This is a genomic window from Bradyrhizobium sp., assembly GCF_016213215.1.
Lineage (GTDB): Bacteria > Pseudomonadota > Alphaproteobacteria > Rhizobiales > Xanthobacteraceae > Bradyrhizobium.
Genome location: NZ_JACRAW010000059.1, coordinates 1 through 21,441 on the forward strand (window position 1 = coordinate 1; position 21,441 = coordinate 21,441).

The 21,441-nt window shown below is 64.4% G+C and carries 16 protein-coding genes and 2 pseudogenes; 5 read left to right on the forward strand and 13 right to left on the reverse strand.

Translation table 11 applies throughout. From position 1 onward, the window contains the following. The 3 genes and pseudogenes from HY852_RS10730 to HY852_RS10740 all read left to right on the forward strand — a co-directional run. A pseudogene (locus HY852_RS10730) lies at positions 1-188 on the forward strand (hydrolase); the annotation flags it as partial. A 307-nt stretch (positions 189-495) separates the two neighbouring features. Next, on the forward strand, positions 496-1,002 hold the full coding sequence (locus HY852_RS10735) for a protein tyrosine phosphatase (protein ID WP_291604621.1): 507 nt from the start codon (positions 496-498) through the stop codon (positions 1,000-1,002). 224 nt (positions 1,003-1,226) lie between these two features. Continuing rightward, a pseudogene (locus tag HY852_RS10740) lies at positions 1,227-3,920 on the forward strand (DUF2339 domain-containing protein). A 4-nt stretch (positions 3,921-3,924) separates the two neighbouring features. Here HY852_RS10740 and HY852_RS10745 read toward each other — a convergent pair. The 7 genes from HY852_RS10745 to HY852_RS10775 all read right to left on the reverse strand — a co-directional run bounded on the left by HY852_RS10745 (position 3,925) and on the right by HY852_RS10775 (position 14,517). After that, positions 3,925-6,054, reverse strand: coding sequence for a methyl-accepting chemotaxis protein (locus HY852_RS10745; RefSeq protein WP_291604623.1), 2,130 nt, complete (start codon positions 6,052-6,054; stop codon positions 3,925-3,927). A gap of 325 nt (positions 6,055-6,379) precedes the next feature. Then, positions 6,380-6,979, reverse strand: a complete 600-nt coding sequence (locus tag HY852_RS10750) for a hypothetical protein (protein ID WP_291604625.1) — start codon at positions 6,977-6,979, stop codon at positions 6,380-6,382. A gap of 112 nt (positions 6,980-7,091) precedes the next feature. Then, positions 7,092-8,078 carry an MDR family oxidoreductase gene (locus HY852_RS10755; RefSeq protein WP_291604626.1) on the reverse strand — a complete coding sequence of 329 codons (987 nt, stop codon included), beginning with the start codon at positions 8,076-8,078 and terminating at the stop codon, positions 7,092-7,094. Positions 8,079-8,117: 39 nt separating this feature from the next. After that, positions 8,118-9,368 (reverse strand): MFS transporter, encoded by a 1,251-nt coding sequence (locus HY852_RS10760; protein ID WP_291604627.1) that lies wholly within the window; start codon positions 9,366-9,368, stop codon positions 8,118-8,120. Positions 9,369-9,528: 160 nt separating this feature from the next. Further along, on the reverse strand, positions 9,529-10,974 hold the full coding sequence (locus HY852_RS10765) for a cell wall hydrolase (protein ID WP_291604628.1): 1,446 nt from the start codon (positions 10,972-10,974) through the stop codon (positions 9,529-9,531). A 412-nt stretch (positions 10,975-11,386) separates the two neighbouring features. After that, positions 11,387-14,266, reverse strand: coding sequence for a pyruvate, phosphate dikinase (gene ppdK / locus HY852_RS10770; protein WP_291604629.1), 2,880 nt, complete (start codon positions 14,264-14,266; stop codon positions 11,387-11,389). A 95-nt stretch (positions 14,267-14,361) separates the two neighbouring features. Then, positions 14,362-14,517 carry a DUF3096 domain-containing protein gene (locus HY852_RS10775; protein WP_291604630.1) on the reverse strand — a complete coding sequence of 52 codons (156 nt, stop codon included), beginning with the start codon at positions 14,515-14,517 and terminating at the stop codon, positions 14,362-14,364. Positions 14,518-14,744: 227 nt separating this feature from the next. Between HY852_RS10775 and HY852_RS10780 the strand changes: the two genes are divergently transcribed. Then, entirely contained in the window at positions 14,745-15,107 is a 363-nt protein-coding gene (locus tag HY852_RS10780; RefSeq protein WP_291604632.1) for a DUF1236 domain-containing protein, read from the forward strand. A gap of 232 nt (positions 15,108-15,339) precedes the next feature. Here HY852_RS10780 and glyS read toward each other — a convergent pair whose 3' ends face one another. From glyS to HY852_RS10810, 6 genes are all read right to left on the reverse strand, one after another. Further along, positions 15,340-17,469 (reverse strand): glycine--tRNA ligase subunit beta, encoded by a 2,130-nt coding sequence (glyS, locus tag HY852_RS10785; RefSeq protein ID WP_291604633.1) that lies wholly within the window; start codon positions 17,467-17,469, stop codon positions 15,340-15,342. After that, a complete protein-coding gene (locus HY852_RS10790) occupies positions 17,469-18,404 on the reverse strand; it encodes a glycine--tRNA ligase subunit alpha (RefSeq protein WP_291604634.1) in 936 nt (311 codons plus the stop codon). Before HY852_RS10790 ends, glyS begins: the two co-directional genes overlap by 1 nt. 209 nt (positions 18,405-18,613) lie before the next feature. Then, positions 18,614-18,805, reverse strand: a complete 192-nt coding sequence (locus HY852_RS10795; protein ID WP_291604635.1) for a hypothetical protein — start codon at positions 18,803-18,805, stop codon at positions 18,614-18,616. Between the two features lie 107 nt (positions 18,806-18,912). Continuing rightward, a complete protein-coding gene (locus tag HY852_RS10800; RefSeq protein ID WP_291604636.1) occupies positions 18,913-19,821 on the reverse strand; it encodes a S49 family peptidase in 909 nt (302 codons plus the stop codon). Positions 19,822-20,039: 218 nt separating this feature from the next. Then, complete coding sequence (locus HY852_RS10805; protein WP_291604638.1) at positions 20,040-20,807, reverse strand: methyltransferase; 768 nt, start codon at positions 20,805-20,807, stop codon at positions 20,040-20,042. Beyond that, positions 20,800-21,027, reverse strand: coding sequence for a DUF2007 domain-containing protein (locus HY852_RS10810; RefSeq protein ID WP_291604639.1), 228 nt, complete (start codon positions 21,025-21,027; stop codon positions 20,800-20,802). The genes HY852_RS10805 and HY852_RS10810 overlap by 8 nt, the downstream gene beginning before the upstream one ends. Positions 21,028-21,152: 125 nt before the next feature. Between HY852_RS10810 and HY852_RS10815 the strand changes: the two genes are divergently transcribed. After that, positions 21,153-21,441 (forward strand): polyprenyl synthetase family protein (locus HY852_RS10815; protein WP_291604640.1); only part of this gene is annotated, 289 nt, incomplete at its 3' end.

A 21,441-nucleotide genomic window follows, 5' to 3' on the forward strand; every position in this document is an offset into this window, starting at 1 on the left:
ATCGCGGGGCGGCCTATCTGGAGGCGACGGAACTTGCCGGCTTCGGCGCGGTCGAGGCCAGGCGGTTGTTCGGCCGCGATCCCGGCCTGCCCGAATCCGTAAGGCGCGAATACCTCACCCCCTGGACCGCGGCAAAAGCCGAGAAGCAGTTTCTGGAACGCTTCAAGGCGGTATCTACCGATGTTTAGAGCGATGGTCCTGGTTGAATCAGTCCAGCCGAAGGATCGCTGTACCTCTCCCGCTTGCGGGGAGGTCGCTGCGCTTGAAGAGCGCAGCGGGTGGGGGAAATCTCTATCCCCTCGAAAACTGCATTGGCGGCGGCACCCCCCACCCCGTCCCTCCCCCGCAAGCGGTAGAGGGAGCCCAGTTCCGTCGTGGCTAGATCAAGCTGATCTCATGACGCTCCAATAGGCGGGCGCCACCTGGCGGCGGGAGGCGACGAGCGGCTTCCGCCTCCATTGCGGCGGGCCTATAATTCCCGCAAAGAAGGAAACCATGATCCACGTCTGCTCGCTTGCCGCCCTGCCCGAAACCGTTCGCCTGACCGGCGCCAGCCACGTCCTGACCGTGATGGCCAACGTCGCGCAAGTGCAGCGGCCCGCTTCGGTGCTGCCGGCCAATCATCTCAAGGTGGAGATGGACGACATCACCGAGGAGATCAACGGCTTTGTCGCGCCGTCGGAAGCTCATGTCGAGAAGCTCCTGAACTTCGTCCTCGGCTGGGACCGTAGCGCGCCGCTGGTTGTGCATTGCTATGCCGGCATCAGCCGCTCGACCGCGAGCGCCTTCGCGGCGGCATGCGCCCTCAATCCGCATCGCGACGAAATCGAGATCGCCAGGAAGATCCGGGCTGCCTCCCCGATCGCCGCGCCCAACCGCCGCATTGTCGGCCTCGCTGACAAGGTGCTCGGGCGCGACGGGCGCATGCTGCGCGCGCTGGACGAGATGGGACCGGGCGCCATCATAGCGGAGAGCTGGCCCTTCCGGGTCGAGCTCGAATAGCACCCGTCTGTTGCGATGATGGTTGAACTTTTGTCCCGCAAGTTCCGACTCACGTTATGGTGTAGGGCGGGCGCCGGCCTGGGCGGTGCTTGCATCTGGGCATCCGCGACCACCTGTCTCGTCCGGGACGTGGTTCGAACCGGTCAGCAATGTCCCGACGCAGAGCGGGACCGAATGTTCTGACGAGACAAACGCTTATCCAGGGCGGATCACCTGGAGGATTCATGCACAACGCCTCATTCGAGTTTTTCGCGCTGCTCGTTGCGATCGGCGCCTTCATCCTTGCGCTGAAGTCGTTCACCCAGGCTGGCAGGTTGCGCGAACGGCTGGATGCCTTGGAGGCTGCCGCGGCGCGCCCGGCTTGGGTGCCGCCGCCGCTTACGCCGCTTCAGGAGTTCGAGCAGACGCTCGCCCCCGACTCGCCGAGCGCCGCCCCGCCACCTCCGCTCGCGCCTGACATCGTACCTGTGACCTCTGAGGAGCAAGTCGAAGAACCTCACGCAGCAGGCGACGACACGAACCCCGCGCCGCCGCCGCTACCGGCTGCCGCGCCAGGCTTCGAGGAGCGCATTGGCACGCGCCTCGTGGTCTGGATCGGCGGTCTTGCGCTCGCACTCGGCGGCTTCTTCCTGGTGCGCTACTCGATCGAGGCCGGCCTGCTCGGCCCCGGCGTTCGCGTCATGCTGGGCGGACTGTTTGCGCTCGCGCTGCTCGGCGCGGGCGAATGGACGCGGCGCAAGGAAAGCATCTCCTCGATCCCTGCGATACCGATCGCCAATATTCCCGCCATCCTCACCGCGGCGGGCACCGCGGTGGCCTTTGCGACCGTCTATGCGGCCTACGCGCTCTAGGACTTCCTCGCCCCCGGCATCGCCTTCGTGCTGTTGGGGCTGGTCGCTCTCGGCACGCTCGCGGCCGCGCTGTTGCACGGACCTGCGCTTGCCGGCCTCGGTGTGGTCGGCGCCTTCATAACACCCGTACTGGTCTCCTCCCAAAAGCCGGACTACTGGGCGCTCTACATCTATCTTGCGATCGTCACCGCCGCCTCCTTCGGCCTGGCGCGCATCCGGCTGTGGCGCTGGCTTGCCGTCGCCACCATCGCGTTCGCGCTGCTGTGGACCGTCCCGTGCCTGGAATGCGGCCCCTCGATGGTCGCCCCGCACGCCTTCCACGTGGTGGCGGGCTTCGTCCTTGCCGCGATGCTCGTGGTGTGCGGCTTCATGTTCGGCCCGGCCGCCGACGGCGACCGCATCGAGCCGATCTCGTCAGGGTCGCTCGCCGCCTATCTCTTCGGCGCGATGCTGATCGTGCTTGCCAGCTTCCATGACAATGTCGCGCTGATCGCGTTCACGATACTGGTGGGTGGCACGCTGCTGGTCGCCTGGCGCGCGCCGTCGGCTGGCGGGGCTCTGGGCGCGGCGGCGGCGCTCGTCTTCATCGTGTTTGCCGAATGGGCGGTGCGCGCCAATCCGGACATGCTGGTGCTGCCGGGCGGTCCTTTGCCCGGCATGGGACCGGCCGCCACCGATACGTCCGTGACGCTTCACCTCGTCACGGCCGCGATCTTTGCGGCGGGATTTGGCGCCGCAGGCTTCCTGGCGCAGGGACGTTACGCGAATGCCATCGTCCCGGTGGTGTGGTCGGGAGCCGCCACCTTCACGCCGATCGCGCTCCTGGTCGCGCTCTACGCCCGCATCGCGCATCTCGACCGCTCGATCCCGTTCGCAATTCTGGCGGTGCTGCTCGCCGCCGCCTTCGGAGCCGCGACCGAAGCCTTGAGCCGGCGCGAGGGCCGGCCCGGGCTTGCGATCTCGACCGCGCTGTTCGCGACCGGAACGCTCGCCGCGCTGGCGCTGGCCCTGACCTTCGCGTTGGAGAAAGGCTGGCTCACGATCGCGCTGGCGCTGATGTCGCTCGGCACCGCCTGGATCTCGATGCAGCGGCCGATACCCTTCCTGCGCTGGCTCGCGGCCATTTTTGCCGGCATCGTCACGGCCCGGATTGCCTACGATCCCCGCATCGTCGGTGATGCGGTCGGCACAACCCCGATCCTGAACTGGCTGCTCTGGGGCTATGGCATTCCGGCGGCCTCGTTCTGGGGTGCGAGCATCTTCCTCCGGCGCCGTCGCGACGACCCGCCGCTCAGGATGGTGGAGGCGGCGGCGATCCTGTTCACTGCGCTGCTTGCCTTCATGGAGATACGGCATGCCGTCAATCACGGCGACATGACCGCCCCGCCCTCGCTCGCCGAATTCGCGCTGCAGAACTGCATCACGCTCGCGATGGCAATTGGCCTTGAGCGGCTGCGCGTCCGCAGCGGCAGCATCGTCCACAAAATTGGAGCGATCGTTCTGACGGTGATCGCCGGCCTTATCAGCGTGGGCGGCCTGTTGCTGCTCGAAAATCCGCTGTTCTGGTACATCGATGTCGGCGGGCCCGTCATCAATCTGGTCCTGCTGGGATACGCTGTACCGGCGGTGTTGATGCTGCTGTTATCCTATGCCGTAGCCGGACACCGCAGCGCGGCCTACGCCAACACGATCGCGGCTGGCGCGCTCATCTTCGCGCTCGGCTATCTGACTCTTCAGATCCGCCGGTTCTATCACGGCCCGATCCTCAGCACCGGCCTCACCACCGATGCCGAGCAATACACCTATTCGATCGGCTATCTCACTTTCGGAGTGGTGCTGCTCGCCGTCGGCATCCTCGTCAACTCGCAGCGCGCCCGCCTGGCATCCGCCGTCGTGATCGCGCTCACCGTCGTCAAGGCGTTCGTGGTCGACATGTCGACCCTGACCGGGGTCTATCGCGCCCTGTCGTTCATTTGCCTGGGACTCGTGCTGGTCGCGATCGGCTGGCTCTACCAGCGCATCCTGTTCCGGCGGCAACCGCCGCCGGTCGCACAGACGGGCGCGTGACCTGTCAGGCCGCGCGCACGGTGTTCAGGAACTTGGCGACTTCGAGCTTCAGCCGATTGCTGTCACTGGACAGCGAACGGGCGGCCGCCAGCACCTGCGAAGATGCGGATCCGGTCTCGCTGGCCCCGCGCTGCACATCGGTGACGTTCGAGGACACTTGCTGCGTCCCCTGCGCCGCCTGCTGCACATTTCGGGAGATCTCCTGCGTCGCGGCACCCTGTTCTTCGACGGCCGCTGCGATCGCTGAGGCGATCTCGGACAACCGTTCGATGGTGCCGCTGATCGCCTTGATGGCGTCAACCGATTCGTGGGTCGCGACCTGGATGCCCGATATCTGCTGCCCGATCTCACCTGTGGCTTTCGACGTCTGCTCGGCCAGCGCCTTCACTTCCGAGGCGACTACCGCAAAGCCCCGGCCGGCTTCTCCGGCCCGCGCGGCTTCGATCGTGGCGTTCAGGGCCAACAGATTGGTCTGACCGGCGATGCTGTTGATCAGCTCGATCACGTCCCCGATCCGCGTCGCTGCCTTGGAAAGCTCGCTGACGCGCTCGGTGGTGGCGCGGGCCTGGCCGACCGCCTCGTTTGCCATGCGGGCCGAGTCCTGGACCTGCCGGCTGATCTCGGTGATCGAGGCCGACAATTCCTCGCTTGCCGATGCGACCGATTGGACGTTGGTCGAAGCCTCTTCCGAAGCGGCCGCGACCACGGTGGTCAACTCCTGCGCGTGTTCGGCCGTCGCGGTAAGCGTGCCGGCTGATGCTTCCAGCTGGGTCGAGGCGGAGGAAACGGTATCGACAATCTCGCCGACCGCGGCTTCGAAGCCGTCCGCGAGCCGGTGCATCTCAGTCTTGCGCTGCTGTGCCGCGGCCTGCTCTGCGGTAGCCTGTTCGGCCCGCATCCGCTCGACCTCAAGACCGTTCTGCTTGAAGACCTCCACTGTGCGCGCCATCTCGCCGATCTCGTCGCGGCGGCCGGCGCCGGGAACCTCGACCGTCAGGTCGCGATCGGCGAGCCGGCTCATTGTGGCGGTAATGGCCAAGAGTGGCTTGAGGATTCGTGAGAAGGTGATCCAGAAGCTCAGCCCGGCAAGGATAATCGAGGCGCAAAGCAGCATGGCTGTAAGGACGAAGTTCCGAACGCTCCCTGCCGCCTGCAGGTTTGCCTCCTGGTTCGCGGCAGCGCCGATCGCTTCCCCGAGCTTCAGCACGGCATTGACGCCCGCGGTGGCACGCGCGAAGTATTCGGGCCCGGTGATCTTGTATTCGCCGCTTTCGCCCGCGGCGATCGTCGCCGCGCGCGTTTCTCCGTAGGCTCCGAAATAGATCCTTTCGACCTCCGCCATCGCCTCACCGATCTGCGCCGGCAGATCCGAGCGCAGCCGCACCGGCAGCACCGTGTCCCATGCGAGCTCCACCTTGGCTCGCAGCGCCGACAGGCGCTGAAGTCCATCTGCGCCAAGCTTGGCGCGCGCTCCGACGAGTCCGGCCAGAAGGGCGCGCTCCCTTCCGGCATTCTCGGCCATCTGCGCCGTGAGGTGACGCAAGCCAACGAGCTGCTCGAGCTTTGCCGCAGGCGGACTGGTGAGGGTTTCCAGTGTCAGCCGCAGGCGGCTGCTTGCGGTGTCGATCACATCGGTAATTGCCGGCACGAAGCCGTCCACCACATCGGGAGCGCGTTCGGAGCCTTGGCGCGGAAAGTTGGTGTCGGCCTTCTCGCGGAGCCTGCGTAGCGACTCGAATGCAGCTTCCGCTTCTTGCATCTGCTTCTGCCCAGCCGCCATTTCCGGAATGGAACGCAGCTGGAGAGCGGCGTCGCGAAAAGCTTCGTCAGCAACCGAGCGCATTCTCTCGATTTCGGCGCGGCGCTCTGATGCGAGGGGATCAGGAGATTTCAGCGCCGCATTGGTCAGGCCGCGCTCAATCGCCCAGTGACCTGCGCTACGCAGCAACAGCTGTGCGACCTTGTTGACCTGCAGGAAAGCTTCGGCTTCCCGCCGCTTAACAATCGCTTCGTAGGCGATGAAGCCGGCCGATGCCACGCCGAGGAGTACCAGCGCGGCAATAATGGCTGGCAGCACAGTGCCTATTCGGAAATGCCCTCGGCTAAATTCATTCCTTGAGCTCGCGATACCCATTTGTCCAAGTCCCCCGGTGATGGCCGCCCCGACGTGGCCTGCGGAAGGTGAGCGGCACTTGATCCCTCGGGAGAAGCTTAGGCCGGCTTGCCACATTTAAGGTTAAGATCGATCCGGAATTAAGGGTTTCTCAGTCGAAATATTTGATGTTACACGCGTTTTTCTTGAGAATGATAATCGATACACGCGCTGGTAAGTCGTTGGCCGAGCGCAATGGCATACCGAGCCCGCAGCTGATTGCCGATCGTTTCGAAGAAGTCCGCGCATGGGCACGCGGCGCGCCGCGGCTTTTCGCGGCCAACCATGGCGGGAATTGCGGACGAGATCAGTCCGTCGAGCGGCGGAGTTCCGGCGCGGCTTCGACCTTCGCGGATTCAGGCCTCGCCTCGGCCTTGACCGGCTCGATCCTGGCGCTCTCGACACGCGGCGTTTCAACCCGCGCGGCGACCTCGGTGCGGGAAGCATCGGCCGACTGGGTTTGCACCGGCGCGTGCAGCGAACGCGGGCGCGCGGCCGCGCGCGCCATCAGCATCTGCATGCCGCCTTGGTGGTGGAAGTCGCAATACGCGAAGCCCATGCCGGAGACCGAGCCGCGGAAGCTCCGGTCATTCTTCTTCTCCAGGTTGAAGCAAGGCTCGAACGGAACCCCCTTGATCGACGCGCAGACGGCCTGCCCGCGGATCTGCAGCGTATTGCCGGGCAGCCGGACATGACGGACCGGACCCGAGCCGCTGAACTGCACGGCGCCCGCAGCGCCAAGGTCCTCGAGAATGCGGCCAGCACCGCGGGTGCCATCGAAGCACGTAAATGCGAACACCTTGCCGGCAACGAACCTGCGCGCCTCGTCGGCCGTCATCATTCCTGCCAACGCCGGCATCACCGTCGCCGACGCCATGACCGTTCCCAACACCAAACGCGCAAGCATTGTTCTAACTCCGAACCACCCCAGCAGCGGGAAGCTTGATGCCTTTACCCGCTGCTTACCATACTAACCGTGGCAACATTGGAGCAGCATGGTTGGTAAAGTCTGAACGTCCTCAGACAATTTTTACCACGATCCGGCCGCGGACCTGGCCCGCAAGGATCTTGGGGCCCGCCTCGATCACCTGGTCCAAGGGAATTTCTTGAGTGATTTCAGCAAGTTTGCCCCGATCGAGGTCTGTCGCCAGCCGCTGCCAAGCTGCTCGCCGCCGTTCGATCGGGCACATCACCGAGTCGATGCCGAGAAGGCACACCCCGCGCAAAATAAACGGCGCAACCGAAGACGGCAGGTCCATGCCGGCCGCCAGGCCGCAGGCGGCAATGGCACCGCCATACCTGGTCATCGACAAGAGGTTGGCGAGCGTCGTCGAGCCGACGCTGTCGACGCCACCGGCCCAGCGCTCCTTGGCAAGCGGCTTGGCCGGACCGCTCAGTTCATTACGGTCGATCACCTCGGCGGCGCCGATGCTCTTCAGATAGCCGGCCTCGGAGGCGCGGCCGGTCGAGGCAATCACGTGATAGCCGAGCTTTGCGAGCACCGCGGTGGCCACCGAACCCACCCCGCCGGCGGCCCCGGTCACGACCACCGGGCCGCTCTTCGGCGACAGCCCGTGCTTCTCCAGGGCCAGCACCGCAAGCATCGCGGTGAACCCGGCGGTGCCGATCGCCATCGCGTCGCGCGGCGACATGCCGCCCGGCAGCGGGACGAGCCAGTCGCCCTTGACCCGCGCCTTCTCGGCATAGGCGCCGAGATGGGTCTCTCCCATGCCCCATCCGGTGCAGACCACCTTGTCTCCCGCCTTCCACTGCGGATGAGAGGACTGCTCGACGGTACCGGCAAAGTCGATGCCGGCGATCATGGGAAACCGCCGCACCACCGGTGATTTGCCGGTGAGCGCAAGACCGTCCTTGTAATTGAGCGTCGACCACTCGACGCGGACCGTAACGTCGCCGTCCATCAATTCGGCTTCGTCGAACAGCGTGAGCGCGGCAGTGGTACCTTTGTCTGCCTTGTCGATCCGGATTGCCTTGAACGTTGCCACGCTGAACTCCCTGAATTGCTTCAGGGCATGTTTAGCCGATCAGGCAGGCTGCGCAACCACTCGCTCAACCGGCTTCTCCACGATCGGCAGGTTGATCAGCGCCGAAAGCACGCCAAACAGGATGGAGAGCCACCAGATCGGCGTGTAGGAACCAAACCTCTCGAAAGCGATACCGCCGAGCCACACGCCGAGAAAGCCGCCGACCTGATGGCTGACAAAGGCAAACCCAAACAGCGTCGACAGCCAGCGTGTACCGAACATCAGCGCCACCAGCGACGAAGTCGGCGGCACGGTCGAGAGCCAGGTCAGGCCTGTAGCGGCGCCGAACACGATGGCGGAGGCCGGCGTGATCGGGAACGAGATGAATGCCAGGATGGACACCGCGCGGGCAAAGTAAATCAGGGAGAGGATGTAGCGCTTCGGAAAGTAGTTCTGTAGCCAGCCGACGCCGAACGAACCCATGATGTTGAATAGCCCGATCGCAGCAACCACCCAGCCGCCGGTCTCGGCGGATATGCCGCCATCAACGAGGTAGGCCGGCAGATGCACGGTGATGAACGCAAGCTGGAACCCGCAGGTAAAGAAGCCGAGCACCAGGAGCACGTAGGAGCGATGGCCGAACGCCTCGGCCAGCGCCGTCGTGAAGGATTGCTGGCCGGCCGCCGAGGCGTTGGTCGCCGTTGCGGGCGGGGTGGACAGCGCCAGCGACAGCGGGATGATTAGAAGCATCAAACCCGCAAACACGGTGAGCGCAGTCTGCCACCCGAAATTGTCGATCAGCGCCACGCCGACCGGCGCGAACAGGAACTGCCCGAACGAACCCGCAGCGGTTCCGGCGCCCAGCGCAAACCCGCGCTTCTCGGCCGGCAGGAGCTTGGCAAACGCCGTCAGCACGAGGTTGAACGAGCAACCGGCCAGTCCCAGGCCGATCAAGACACCTGCGCCCAAATCGAGTGACAGCGGGGTAGCCGCATAGCGCATCAGGATCAGACCGCCGGCGTAGAGCACGGCGCCGGCGAACATGACACGCACCAATCCGAATCGGTCGGCAATCGCACCGGCAAACGGCTGGCCCAGGCCCCACACCAGGTTTTGAATTGCGATCGCAAGCCCGAAGACGTCGCGGCCCCAGCCATACTCGCGGCTCATCGGCTGAACAAAGAAGCCCAGGCTCGATCGTGGGCCGAAACTCAGCATGCCGATCACGCAACCGCACAGGATGATGACGAGCGGGGTGCGCCACGTCGACAGCAACGACGCCGAACCGGGTGCGCTGGTGGTGGCCGACATGCAAATTCCCCCTATGCTGGCGGGCCCAGAATGCCGACCGCGCTGAAGGAATTAATGCATCTGCATGAAAATCCAAGCGGAAAGAAGTCGCGCAATGCAGCTCTGCAAATCAGGAGCATCAACCCTCGGCGATCCGCCAGTGGCCCTAGAGCCGCGCCGTCTAACGGCGGTCGGCTTCCATCTCGGCCGAACTCTTGGCCGCTTGCGCAAGTTCCGCCGACATCGCTGCGGTCTGCGCCGGCGAGCCCCAGCTCGGCTCCTCGCTGCCGTCACCCCAGGCGCGCGGCCGATAGAAAGTGTGCACGCCGAATTTGTACATCTTCTTCATTTCAGCGACCCATGACGGGCGCACCCAATACGCATGGTAGTGGGTCGACTTGCCGACTTCCGGTAGCCAGATCACGCCGTCCAGCATCGCCTTCGCGATCTTCCTGGCCCGCTCCCACATGTCGGGCTCGCGAATGACGTCCGCATTGTTGTCGCAGGCGAAGGTGAACTGGCAGGCGAAGTGGCGGTACTTGTTCTGGTAGACGACGCCGCAGACCGTGTTCGGATACTTGCCGGAGAACACGCGGTTCATCACCACCTGCGCGACCGCGATCTGGCCGCGCACGGCTTCGCCGCGCGATTCGAAGTACACCGCATCGGCAAGACACTTTTCAGACTTGGCACGCGACTTTTCGTCCAGCCCGAGCCGCTCGGCGGGAGCCCTTGTGCGCTGGTTGTCGGCGTTGACTTCGCCCTTCGGTGCAATGCTCTCGCCGGTGTCGGCGGCCCTGCCCGCGGGTTCCGAAGCCGGCGGCAACGATGCCATCACCTTCATGTCTGGATCCGCCATCACAATCAGCGGCTCCTCACCCGGCTGCCAGCGCTCGATCGTCTCCAGCGTGCCGCCAAGAGAAGAGCTGCCGAAGAACAAGTTCGCTGTCTTCACATCGAAGCCGTCGTTCGACGGGGCCTCGGTCGCGTTATCTTCCGGAGCCGTCTTGAGAACGTCGAGCGGATGGGTCTCCAGCGAAAGCGACAGGTCGTGACCGGAAGACGATGGCGCATATTGCTGCAGCGGTGGCGCCTGCAGCGCCTCCTGAAGTTCCGGATCGAGCACCGAACCGCCCACCTCTCTGGCATCCGTCGTCTTCGCCCCGAACACCGACTTGTTGGAGTTCGAGGGCTCCACTTGGGTCGGCGCCACAGGCGCGCGGTCAGCGGGTGCCGGCTGGGGCGCCGCGATGGCCAGGCGATCGCCCTTCAGCGTTCGATCAACCTTGGGAAATTCGGAGGCCTGATAGCGCGGCGGCGTCTGCAGGATCTGATTGCGCATGGTCGAGCCGGTGACTTCGGCCGTGCCGAGACTCGCCAGACGAAAGGTCGCGCTCTGCGGCATGGACGTGCCGATCGGGCGGGCGAAGCTGTAGGTCGCGAGCTGGATCGAGGAAGCTGCCGAGAACACTTGCTTTTGCCAGCGCTCGGCGACGCCGGGCTGGCGCGCCAGCAGCGAGGCGATGTCCTGATATCCGATTTCTCTCGGCATCAATGCGAAGATGCAGAGACCAATTCCGAAGGACGCAAAACGCGCGCCCTTCGGATGGGTACGCAGCACAACCATCGATACGCTCACGCAACGCTTACGCTACTCGCAGAGATCGAACTCAGTACAGCCGTGCAATTCGATCCTTTTTGTTCGTATCCAATTTAGGTTGCCGGGGAGTTAATCGAAGTTGCACGCGCAACACACTCAAGCTGATCCGGATCTTTTCGCGACTCGATCGAAAACGTTGGTAAACGGCGACTGCAACAGGAGAGTAAATTTCCGGTCAATGAAGAGATGCGTCGGGTCGTATCATTGCGGGACAAGCCTGCGTAGCGCCGCCCGACGGCAGCTCCGCATCCAGGGACTCTGGATTTGCTTCGTCGCTTGCGCTCGGCGCGATGACGATGCGAGATGCGTCCGGAAACAAGAAAGGCGGGGAGAGCCCCGCCTTTTTCGTTCGATCAACTCGTTTCGTCTGATCAATCACTTAGGCCTGGCTTGCGATCTCCTTGCCGATCGCGGCCTGAGCGCCGGCCAGGCGAGCGATCGGAACGCGATAGGGCGAGCAGGAGACATAATTTAGGCCCGTCGCGTGGCAGAACGCGACCGAAGCCGGATCGCCGCCGTGCTCGCCGCAGATGCCGACCTTGAGGTCCCGGCGGGTCTTGCGACCGCGCTCCACGCCGATCTTGATGAGCTCGCCGACACCTTCCTGATCCAGCGAAATGAAGGGATCGATCTCGAGGATTCCCTTGGCGACGTAGGGTCCCAGGAAGCTTGCTGCGTCGTCGCGGCTGATGCCGTAAGTGGTCTGCGTGAGGTCGTTAGTGCCGAAGGAGAAGAACTCAGCGGCCTCGGCGATCTCGCCGGCAACCAGACAGGCGCGCGGCAATTCGATCATGGTGCCGACCTGATAGCCGAGCTTGGTGCCGGTCTCGCGCATCACCGCCTGCGCGGTCGAGTTGATCCGAGCCTTGACGACATCGAATTCTGCCCTGGTCGCGATCAGCGGCACCATCACCTCGAGGCCGACGGCCTTGCCGGTGCGCTTTCCAGCCTCGACCGCCGCTTCGAAGATCGCTCGCGCCTGCATTTCCGCGATCTCCGGATAGACGATCGCAAGGCGACAACCGCGGAAGCCGAGCATCGGATTGAATTCCGACAGCTCCCGCGCGCGGTCGGCAAGCCGCCGCGGATCGGCGTTCATGGCCCGCGCAACTTCCTCGATCTCCGCCTGGGTGTGCGGCAGGATCTCGTGCAGCGGCGGATCGAGCAGCCGGATCGTGACGGGCAGGCCCTTCATGATCTCGAACAGCTCGACGAAGTCCGCGCGCTGCATCGGCAACAGCTTCGCCAACGCCGCGCGTCGCGACTGTTCGTCGTCCGAGAGAATCATCTCGCGCACGGTACGAATGCGCGTCTCCTCGAAGAACATGTGCTCGGTGCGGCAAAGACCGATGCCCTGCGCGCCGAACTTGATCGCGGTGCGGGCATCGTCAGGCGTGTCGGCGTTGACGCGCACGCCGATCTTGCGGGCATCGTCCGCCCAGCGCATCAGCGTGCCGAACTCGCCCGACAACTCCGGCTCGATCATCGGCATGCGTCCGGCAAGCACCTGACCGAGCGAACCGTCGATAGTGATGACGTCGCCGGTCTTGAAGGTGCGCGAGCCGACGCTCATGGTGCCGCGGCCGTAGTCGACGCGAATATTGCCGCAGCCCGAGACGCAGGGCTTGCCCATGCCGCGTGCCACCACCGCGGCGTGCGAAGTCATGCCGCCGCGGGTGGTCAGGATGCCTTCGGCAGCATGCATGCCGTGGATGTCCTCGGGGCTGGTCTCGATGCGGACCAGGATGACCTTGCGACCGTCGGCCTGGAGCTTGGCGGCCTCATCGGGAGAGAACACGATCTCGCCCGAGGCGGCACCGGGCGAGGCCGGCAGGCCCGTCGCAATCACGTCGCGCTTTGCGGTTGGGTCGATGGTCGGGTGCAGCAGTTGATCGAGCGACGCCGGGTCGATGCGCGTCACCGCTTCCTTCTGGGTGATCAGGCCTTCCTTGGCGAGCTCGACAGCGATCCGCAGCGCGGCCTTGGCGGTGCGCTTGCCGGACCGGGTCTGCAGCATCCACAGCTTGCCACGTTCGACCGTGAATTCCATGTCCTGCATGTCGCGGTAGTGCTTCTCGAGCAGCCCGTAGAAGCGCGTGAGCTCCTTGAAACACTGCGGGAACGCCGTTTCCATCGACGGCTTGTCCGAGCCGGACTCCGTGCGTGCAAACTCGGTGATGTCCTGCGGCGTGCGGATGCCCGCCACCACGTCCTCGCCCTGCGCGTTGATCAGGAATTCCCCGTACAGACGGCTCTCGCCGGTCGAGGGATTGCGCGTGAACGCAACGCCGGTCGCCGAGGTCTCGCCCATGTTGCCGAACACCATGGCCTGGACGTTGACCGCGGTGCCCCACGATTCGGGAATGTTGTGCAGTTTGCGGTAGGTCATCGCGCGGGCATTCATCCACGAGGAGAACACCGCGCCGATGGCGCCCCACAACTGATCATGCGGATCCTGCGGGAAGTCGTTGCCGGTGTGGCGCGCGACCGCCTCCTTGTAGCGCGCGACCATTTCAACCCAGTCTTCCGCGGTCAAGTCGGTGTCCAGCGAATAGGCCTGCGCGTCCTTGAAGCTGTCGAGGATTTCCTCAAAATGGTGATGCTCGAAGCCGAGCACCACGTCGGAATACATGGTGATGAAGCGCCGATAGCTGTCATAGGCGAAGCGGCGGTCGCCCGACATCTCCGCCAGCGCCTCCACCGTCTTGTCGTTCAGGCCGAGATTGAGCACAGTGTCCATCATGCCCGGCATCGAGGCGCGCGCGCCCGACCGAACCGAGACGAGCAGCGGGTTCTTGGCATCGCCGAACACCTTGCCGGTCAGCTTGCCGACGTAGTCGAGCGCCTTCTCGACCTGTGCTTTCAGCTCTTTCGGATACGTCTTGCCGTTCGCGTAGAAGTAGGTGCAGACGGAGGTCGGAATGGTGAAGCCGGGCGGTACCGGAAGACCGAGATTGGCCATCTCGGCGAGATTGGCGCCCTTGCCGCCGAGCAGGTCGCGCATCTGCGCTTTGCCCTCGGCCTTGCCATCGCCGAAAGTATAAACCCATTTGTTGGCCTTCACCGACGCTGCGGCGGGCTTTACCGCCGTCTTGGTCGCCGCCTTGCTCGCAGGCTTGCCTGCCTTGCTCGCCGCCTTCGGCAGTGGCTTGACCGGGGTCTTCCTGAGCGCCTTGCGCGCCGGAGCAGCCGGTGCGGCCTTTGCAGAAGATTTTGATTTCGCTGGGATTTTCTTAGCTCGAGAGGCAGCTTTGGCCATGGCTTGCAAATTACCTGCGAGAGGAAGGGGAAATCGCGGGCCTTACACCACTTTGGACGGGCTCGCGCAAGTCGGACGGCTGGGGATTCTGCCCACTACAGGTGCAGCCATTTCAGAAGTCCTAGTCCGATCAGACCGTTGAGGATCAGAAACAGCGCGACGATCAAGTTGAGAAGTCGCGGCATGATCAGAATCAGGACGCCTGCAATCAACGATATGATGGGAGAAACGTGGGCGACAGTCAGGGTCATGGGAAAATCTCTCTGCTGAAGAGTCGTGAGTCCGAATCGGGCGGGATATTAGCGGGGCGGGTTCCGCGAGTAGAGACGCACAAAGCTACCGCCGGTTCCGGCGTCCGCGAAAATTGCGCAAAATTACCCCTCATAAGACAGCGCTTTGATCGGAACGTTGCGTCATCCGATGCATTGGCAACCAGATATGGCCGGCGTGAGCCGGACCCATTCTGAAGGAGTTGCCTATGCGGAACAGCATTCTTGCCCTCGCAGCAATTGCCACCGCAATCGGCGCGCCCGTCGCGGCTCAGGCGCAGGCCGACATCACCACCGGCGTCGTGGGAGGTCCGAGCGTAGCCGTCGAGAGCGACGGCCGGATCATGGCCGAACAGCGACCGGCGTTCCGCGAATACGTTGTTCGCGAGCGCGTGCCGAGCTTCACGATTCCGGATCGCGTCGTGGTCGGCGCGGTGCTGCCGGAAATGGGCGTGACCTATTATGACGTGCCTCAGCGCTTCGGTGCGACGCGCCTTCGCTACACGGTGGTGAACGGCGAAACGGTGCTGGTCGAGCCGCGCACGCGGCGCATCGTCGAGGTTCTCGATTAACTTCTCCACCGAGCATGATCCTTCCGGAAAGGCGTATGCACTTCCGGATCATGCTCGTGATGTCCGGCGCGCCTTTCAAGGCTTGGCGCAAGTAGAACAGAAACGGACATCAGGCCCTGCCCGGTCGTCCCCCCGCCGGGCGGGGTTTCTTTTGTGTGCGCGCGCAGGCCCAGCAGCGGGAGGGGCCTCATGGTTCGAGACGGCGCTACGCGCCTCCTCACCATGAGGGCTATCAATCCTGAATCTTGGAGAAGTCCGCCACGGCGCGCGTGGCGACGCGGATCTCGTTGAGCAGCTTCAGGCGGTTTTCGCGAACCTTCGGATCCTCGTCGTTCACCCTGACCTTGTCGAAGAAGGCATCGACCGGCGGACGGAGCTTTGCCATCGCGCTCATCGCAGCGGCGAAATCTTCCCTGGCGACCGCCGCGCTGGCCTCGCCCTTCACCTCGTCGATCGCTTTCGCCAGCGCCTTCTCCTCGGTCAGGCTGTAGAGCGCAGGATCGGGCGCACCGTCGTAGATGCGCTTGTCTTTCCTCTCCTCGATGGAAAGGATGTTGCTGGCGCGCTTGGTGCCGGCGAGCAGGTTCTTGCCGTCCTCGCTGTCGAGGAATTTGCCAAGCGCTTCCACACGGCGGATGATCAGCAGCAGATCGTCCTGACCACCCAGCGCAAACACCGCATCGACGAGATCGTGCCGTGCGCCCTGCTCGCGGAGCTGCACCTTCAGGCGATCGGCAAAGAAGGCAAGGAGATCCGACGGAAGCTTTTGGTTATCGACAATTGCTTCCTTCGTGCGCTCCTCAAGCAAGCAGCCAAGCGCCGAGCCGGCCACTCTTAACACGGAGAGACGAAGCTCATTCTCGGCAACCAGCCGGATCACCCCCAGCGCCGCCCTGCGCAGCGCGTACGGGTCCTTGCTCCCGGTCGGCTTCTCGTCGACGGCCCAGAAGCCGACCAGCGTGTCGATCTTGTCGGCCAGCGCGACCGCAACGCTGACCGGATCGGTCGGCACGCGGTCATTGGGGCCTTGCGGCTTGTAGTGCTCTTCGCAGGCCGCGGCGACGGAAGCGTCCTCGCCCTGCGCCAGCGCATAGTACTTGCCCATCAGGCCCTGCACTTCGGGGAATTCGCCGACGACCTCCGTGAGCAGGTCGGCCTTCGCCAGCCGCGCGGCGCGCCTGGCCTTCCCGACGTCGGCGCCGACCAATGGCGCGAGCTCGGCGGCAAGCCGCTCGATGCGCTTGATGCGCTCGGCCTGGGTGCCGAGCTTCTCGTGGAACACGATCTGCTCGAACTTCGAAAGCCGATCTTCCAGCCTGGTCTTCAGGTCGGTCTCGTAGAAGAACTTGGCATCGGACAGGCGCGCCCGGATCACGCGCTCGTTGCCGGCGACGATCGCCTTGCCGCCGTCGCTCGCCTCGATGTTGGCGACCAGGATGAACTTGCTTGCGAGCTTGCCCGTCTCGTCACCACTCTTGGCATTGCTGACCACGAAGCACTTCTGGTTGTTGCGGATGGTGGCGCGGATCACTTCCGAGGGAATCGAGAGGAATTCAGCGTCGAACGAGCCCATCAGCACCACGGGCCATTCGACGAGGCCCGAAACCTCATCGAGCAGATTCTGGTCCTCGACGAGTTCAAAGCCCTGCGCGAAGGCGAGCTGCTTGGCGTCGGTGAGGATCGCATCCTTGCGCCGCTCGGGGTCGAGCACGACCTTGGCATCGAGGAGCTTCGCCTCGTAATCCTCGAACCGCCGCACGCTGATCGACGCGGGGGCCATGAAGCGATGGCCGAACGTGGTCTGGCCGGCTTCCAGGGCGTCGACCGAGAATTTCACGACGTCGGGTTCTTCTGTCTCGAGCCCGAACGTCGCGGTGATCGCATGCAGCGGGCGCACCCAGTTCAGCGAGCCGGGCTTTGCCGAGCGCGTGCCCCAGCGCATCGATTTCGGCCAGGGGAAGGTGCGGATGATCACCGGCAGGATGTCGGCAAGCACGTCGATGGTGGCGCGGCCGGGTTTTTCGATCAGCGCGACATAGAAGTCGCCCTTCTTGGGATCGCGCTGGATCTTGGCCTCCTCGATCGACGTGAGGCCGGTCGCCTTGAGAAAGCCCTGGATCGCGGCATCTTGTCCGCCCACGCGCGGGCCACGGCGCTCCTCCTTGAGATCTGCCTGACGCGCCGGAATGCCGTGCACGGTGAGCGCCAGCCGCCGCGGCGTCGCAAAGGCCTTGGCGCCTTCGTAGACGAGCCCCTCGGCAACGAGCTTGTCGGTGACCATGCGGCGCAGGTCGTCCGCTGCCTTGGCCTGCATGCGCGCGGGAATCTCTTCGGAAAACAGTTCAAGCAACAGATCGGGCATCAGAGCGCCCCGCCGGCTTCGGTGTGAATCCAGGCGTCGCCGCAGGCCTTGGCCAGTTCGCGCACGCGCAGGATGTAGCTCTGCCGCTCGGTCACCGAGATGACGCCGCGCGCATCCAGAAGGTTGAACACGTGGCTCGCCTTGATGCACTGATCATAGGCCGGCAGCGCCATCAGATGTTGTCTGGAGTTGCCGCCTTCTTTCCAGCCGGCCGCGAGATATTTCTTGCAGGCCTCCTCCGCCATCCTGAACTGCTCGAACAGCATCGCGGTGTCGGCATATTCGAAATTGTGCCGGGAATATTCCTGCTCGGCCTGCAAAAACACATCGCCATAGGTGACGCGCCGATCGCCATCGCGACCATTGAAGTTGAGATCGTAGACGCGGTCGACGCCCTGCACATACATCGCGAGCCGCTCGAGCCCATAGGTGAGTTCGCCGGAGACCGGCGAGCATTCGACGCCCGCGACCTGCTGGAAATACGTGAACTGCGACACTTCCATGCCGTCGCACCAGCACTCCCACCCCAAACCCCACGCGCCCAGCGTCGGGCTTTCCCAATCGTCCTCGACAAAGCGGATGTCATGCACGGCGGCGTCGATGCCGATCGCCGCGAGCGACTTCAGGTACAGATCCTGGATGTCGGGCGGCGACGGCTTCAGGATCACCTGGAATTGGTAGTAGTGCTGGAGCCGGTTGGGGTTCTCGCCGTAGCGGCCGTCCTTCGGCCGCCGCGAGGGCTGCACATAGGCAGCATTCCACGGCCTCGGCCCGAGCGCGCGCAGCGTGGTCGCCGGATGAAACGTGCCCGCGCCGACCTCCATGTCATAGGGCTGCAGGATGACGCAGCCGTAATCCGCCCAGTAACGCTGCAGCGCCAGGATCAGGCCCTGGAACGATCGGTCCGGGCGCATATGCGCGGGCAATGAGTCCATCGTCGGATTCGGCTCTCGCGGGGGTTTCAAATCGCGCGGGACCGTATCGGCGGCAGAGGTGGGAATCAAGGCAGAGGCGGCCGTAAATTCCTCATGGTCAGGAGCGCCTTGCGCTTCTCCGGACGATGCTTCGCATGGCCGGAAGAACCATGAGCCCGTGGCCCATTCTTCGAGAGGCCCGCCTGCGGCGGGCTGCTCGGGATGAAGGGTTAGCCCGGACGGTAGGCGCCAGTCGCGGGATCGCGTTTCAACGTCTGGATTTCGCCGGCGCGGGCAGCTTCCGCGACTCGCGAAAGGCGCGCCTCTTCCAATTCGCGGTTGATCCGGACGGCGGTCCTGTAGGCCCAGCGGACCACGGTTAGCCCACCCAGGAAGCCCGCGAATGCGACGATCGGCGGCATTGGTCGATCCTTGCTCATCATAGTTCGTGCCCCTGTTCCATAATCGCGCAGACGGGGTCTGCCGGCAATCGGCATCGCTGGGACCAAATGGCGCGATAAACAACTCGTCAGAACCCGAATTTCGCCCAGATCGCCCGAGTCTCCAGCGCCGAAATCACCTCATCTGGCAGTCCCGAGATACCGTCGAGCGTCGCCAGGCTGCCGGCACCCGGGGATCTACGGCCGAACAGGCTCGACAACAGGCCTGTCGGCGGCGCGATCACGGGGGTCAACACCTTGTCGCCGTAACGAGCCCGCAAGGTCGAGCGCAAATCGCCCACCGCGTCGGCAAGACCCAGCGCAACCGCCGTGTCGCCGACCCAGTATTCACCGGTGAAGAGCACATCATCCGCCCCCTTCAGCCGCCCGCCGCGGCTCTCCTTCACGAGCGCGATGAAGATCGCGTGGATCTCGCGCTGGATGGCCTTCAGCCTGGCGACGTCGTCGGGGTTTTCCGGGAGGAACGGATCGAGCATCGCCTTGTGCTCGCCCGCCGTATAGAGCCGCCGCTCGATGCCGAGCCGCTTGATCGCTTCCTGGAAGCCGAAGGTGCCACCGATGACGCCGATCGAGCCGAGGATCGAGGAAGGATCGCAGAAGATCTCGTCGCCCGCACAGGCGATCATGTATCCGCCGGAGGCGGCGACATCCTCGACGAACACCAGCACGGGCAGCTTCTTCTCGGCGGCAAGCTGCCTGATACGCAGATAGATCTGGCGCGACTGCACCGGCGAGCCACCGGGGGAATTGATCACCAGCGCCACGGCCCTGGCGTTCGTGATCGCGAAGGCGCGCTCCAGCATTCTCGCGATACCGGACAGCGTCATCCCGGGCCGCAGCGGTGTCACCGCGCCGATCACGCCGGACAGCCGAACCACCGGCACCACAGGCACGCCGCGCAGCCGGGCTGGAAGATATTCCTTCAGCCTGTCAAACAGGCGCGGCCCCGTTACCCGATCACTAAATTGTTCAGCCATGCCGTTACCTCACTTTAACCGTTTCTTTATCACGCGAGTGTCAATGGAAGGTCTGGAACGCGTCTTGCATAGCCAACGTTGCACACTGCATTGATGGCAGCGGAGAAGAACATGAAAATATATCTGCTGATGTTGTTGATGGGGACCCTCCTGGCCGCGACCTACTACACTTCGAGACCGGACCAGCAGTCCAACACGCTTCCGCAATAAACGTCATCTCACAGCATCGCCAGCGGCAATACGTCTCGTCCCGCCAGGATGTCCTGCACCTGTTTTTGGGTGCCGCCTGCCTCTTCATTGAGCATTAGCCCGGGCAAGATCTGGGTTGGTGCCCGGCCGCCCTTGACGGCCCGCACCAGGACGCGGATCGCCGGGCGTGCGGCTTCGCCATGCACCGGCAGGATGGCAAGGCTGCCGAAGCCCCGAGACAACGCTGCGAGCACGTCGGCAAGGCCATCTGCGCGCCAGATCAGGGTGAGCACGCCGCCCGATTTCAGGATCCGCCGCGCGGCGTGCACCCAGGCCGACAGCGTATCCGCCATGGCCACGTGCGCGCTGTGGCGCGCCCGATCGGGCGAGGCACGGTGCCGTTCGGGATCGTTGAAAGGCGGGTTCATCAGCACGGCGTCGACGCCGTCGGGGGGAAGCTCCGCCGCGGCAAACGCCTCGGCGCCGGCCGTCACATCGAGCACGGCGACCTGGGCGGGAATCGCATTGGATGCGGCATTGGCGCGCGCCAGTGCCGCAAGCTCCGGATCGATCTCGACCAGCGTGAGATCGATGCCGGCGACGCGCTTTGCAAGCGCGAGCCCGGCGGTTCCAACACCGGCGCCGAGATCGACCACGCGCTCGCCGGCGCGCGCCGAAGTCGCCGCCGCCAGCAGAATGGCGTCGTGGCCGGCACGGTGCCCCGACCTCGGCTGACGCAGGCGCAGTTGCCCGCCCAGAAATGCGTCTTCTGTGCAGTCGCGTGCGAGATCAGTCATCGGCCCGCAATTCATGCGACAGGCCGGCCTCGGTGAGGATTCGCCGCGCCTCGTGATTGTCGTCCTCATGAACCAGGATCCGGCGTGGCAGGATGCCGAGCGAGCCTTCGATGACGCTCATGTTCTGGTCCAGCACCAGATGATGAATATTGGCGCCGTCGAGCAGCGCGCCGATTGCCGACACCAGCACCATGTCGTTGGTTCGAACCAGTTCGCGCAAATCGCCTCTCCCGGGAATCGAGGGCACGGTAACTTTCAACCGGTTCCGTACCCTTGCCGCATCAGCCTGCAGTTTCTATGGTGGTCGCCTAAGATAGCCCTTCCGGGGCAAATGTGGAGACCGGCGTGGCCGTAATCGTACCTTTTGAGAGTCCCTCCGGCGCGTCGATCGAGGAGCTGGTTGCGCTGGTCGCGGCCGACATGGAGCGCGTCAACGCGACCATCCTGTCGCGCACCGGCTCGGAAGTCGCCATGATCCCGGAAGTGGCCAACCACCTCATCTCCTCTGGAGGCAAGCGGCTGCGCCCCATGCTGACGCTCGCCATGGCCAACCTCTCCGGCTATTCCGGCGAGGGGCACATCAAGCTCGCCGCTTCCGTGGAGTTCATGCACACCGCGACCCTCCTGCATGACG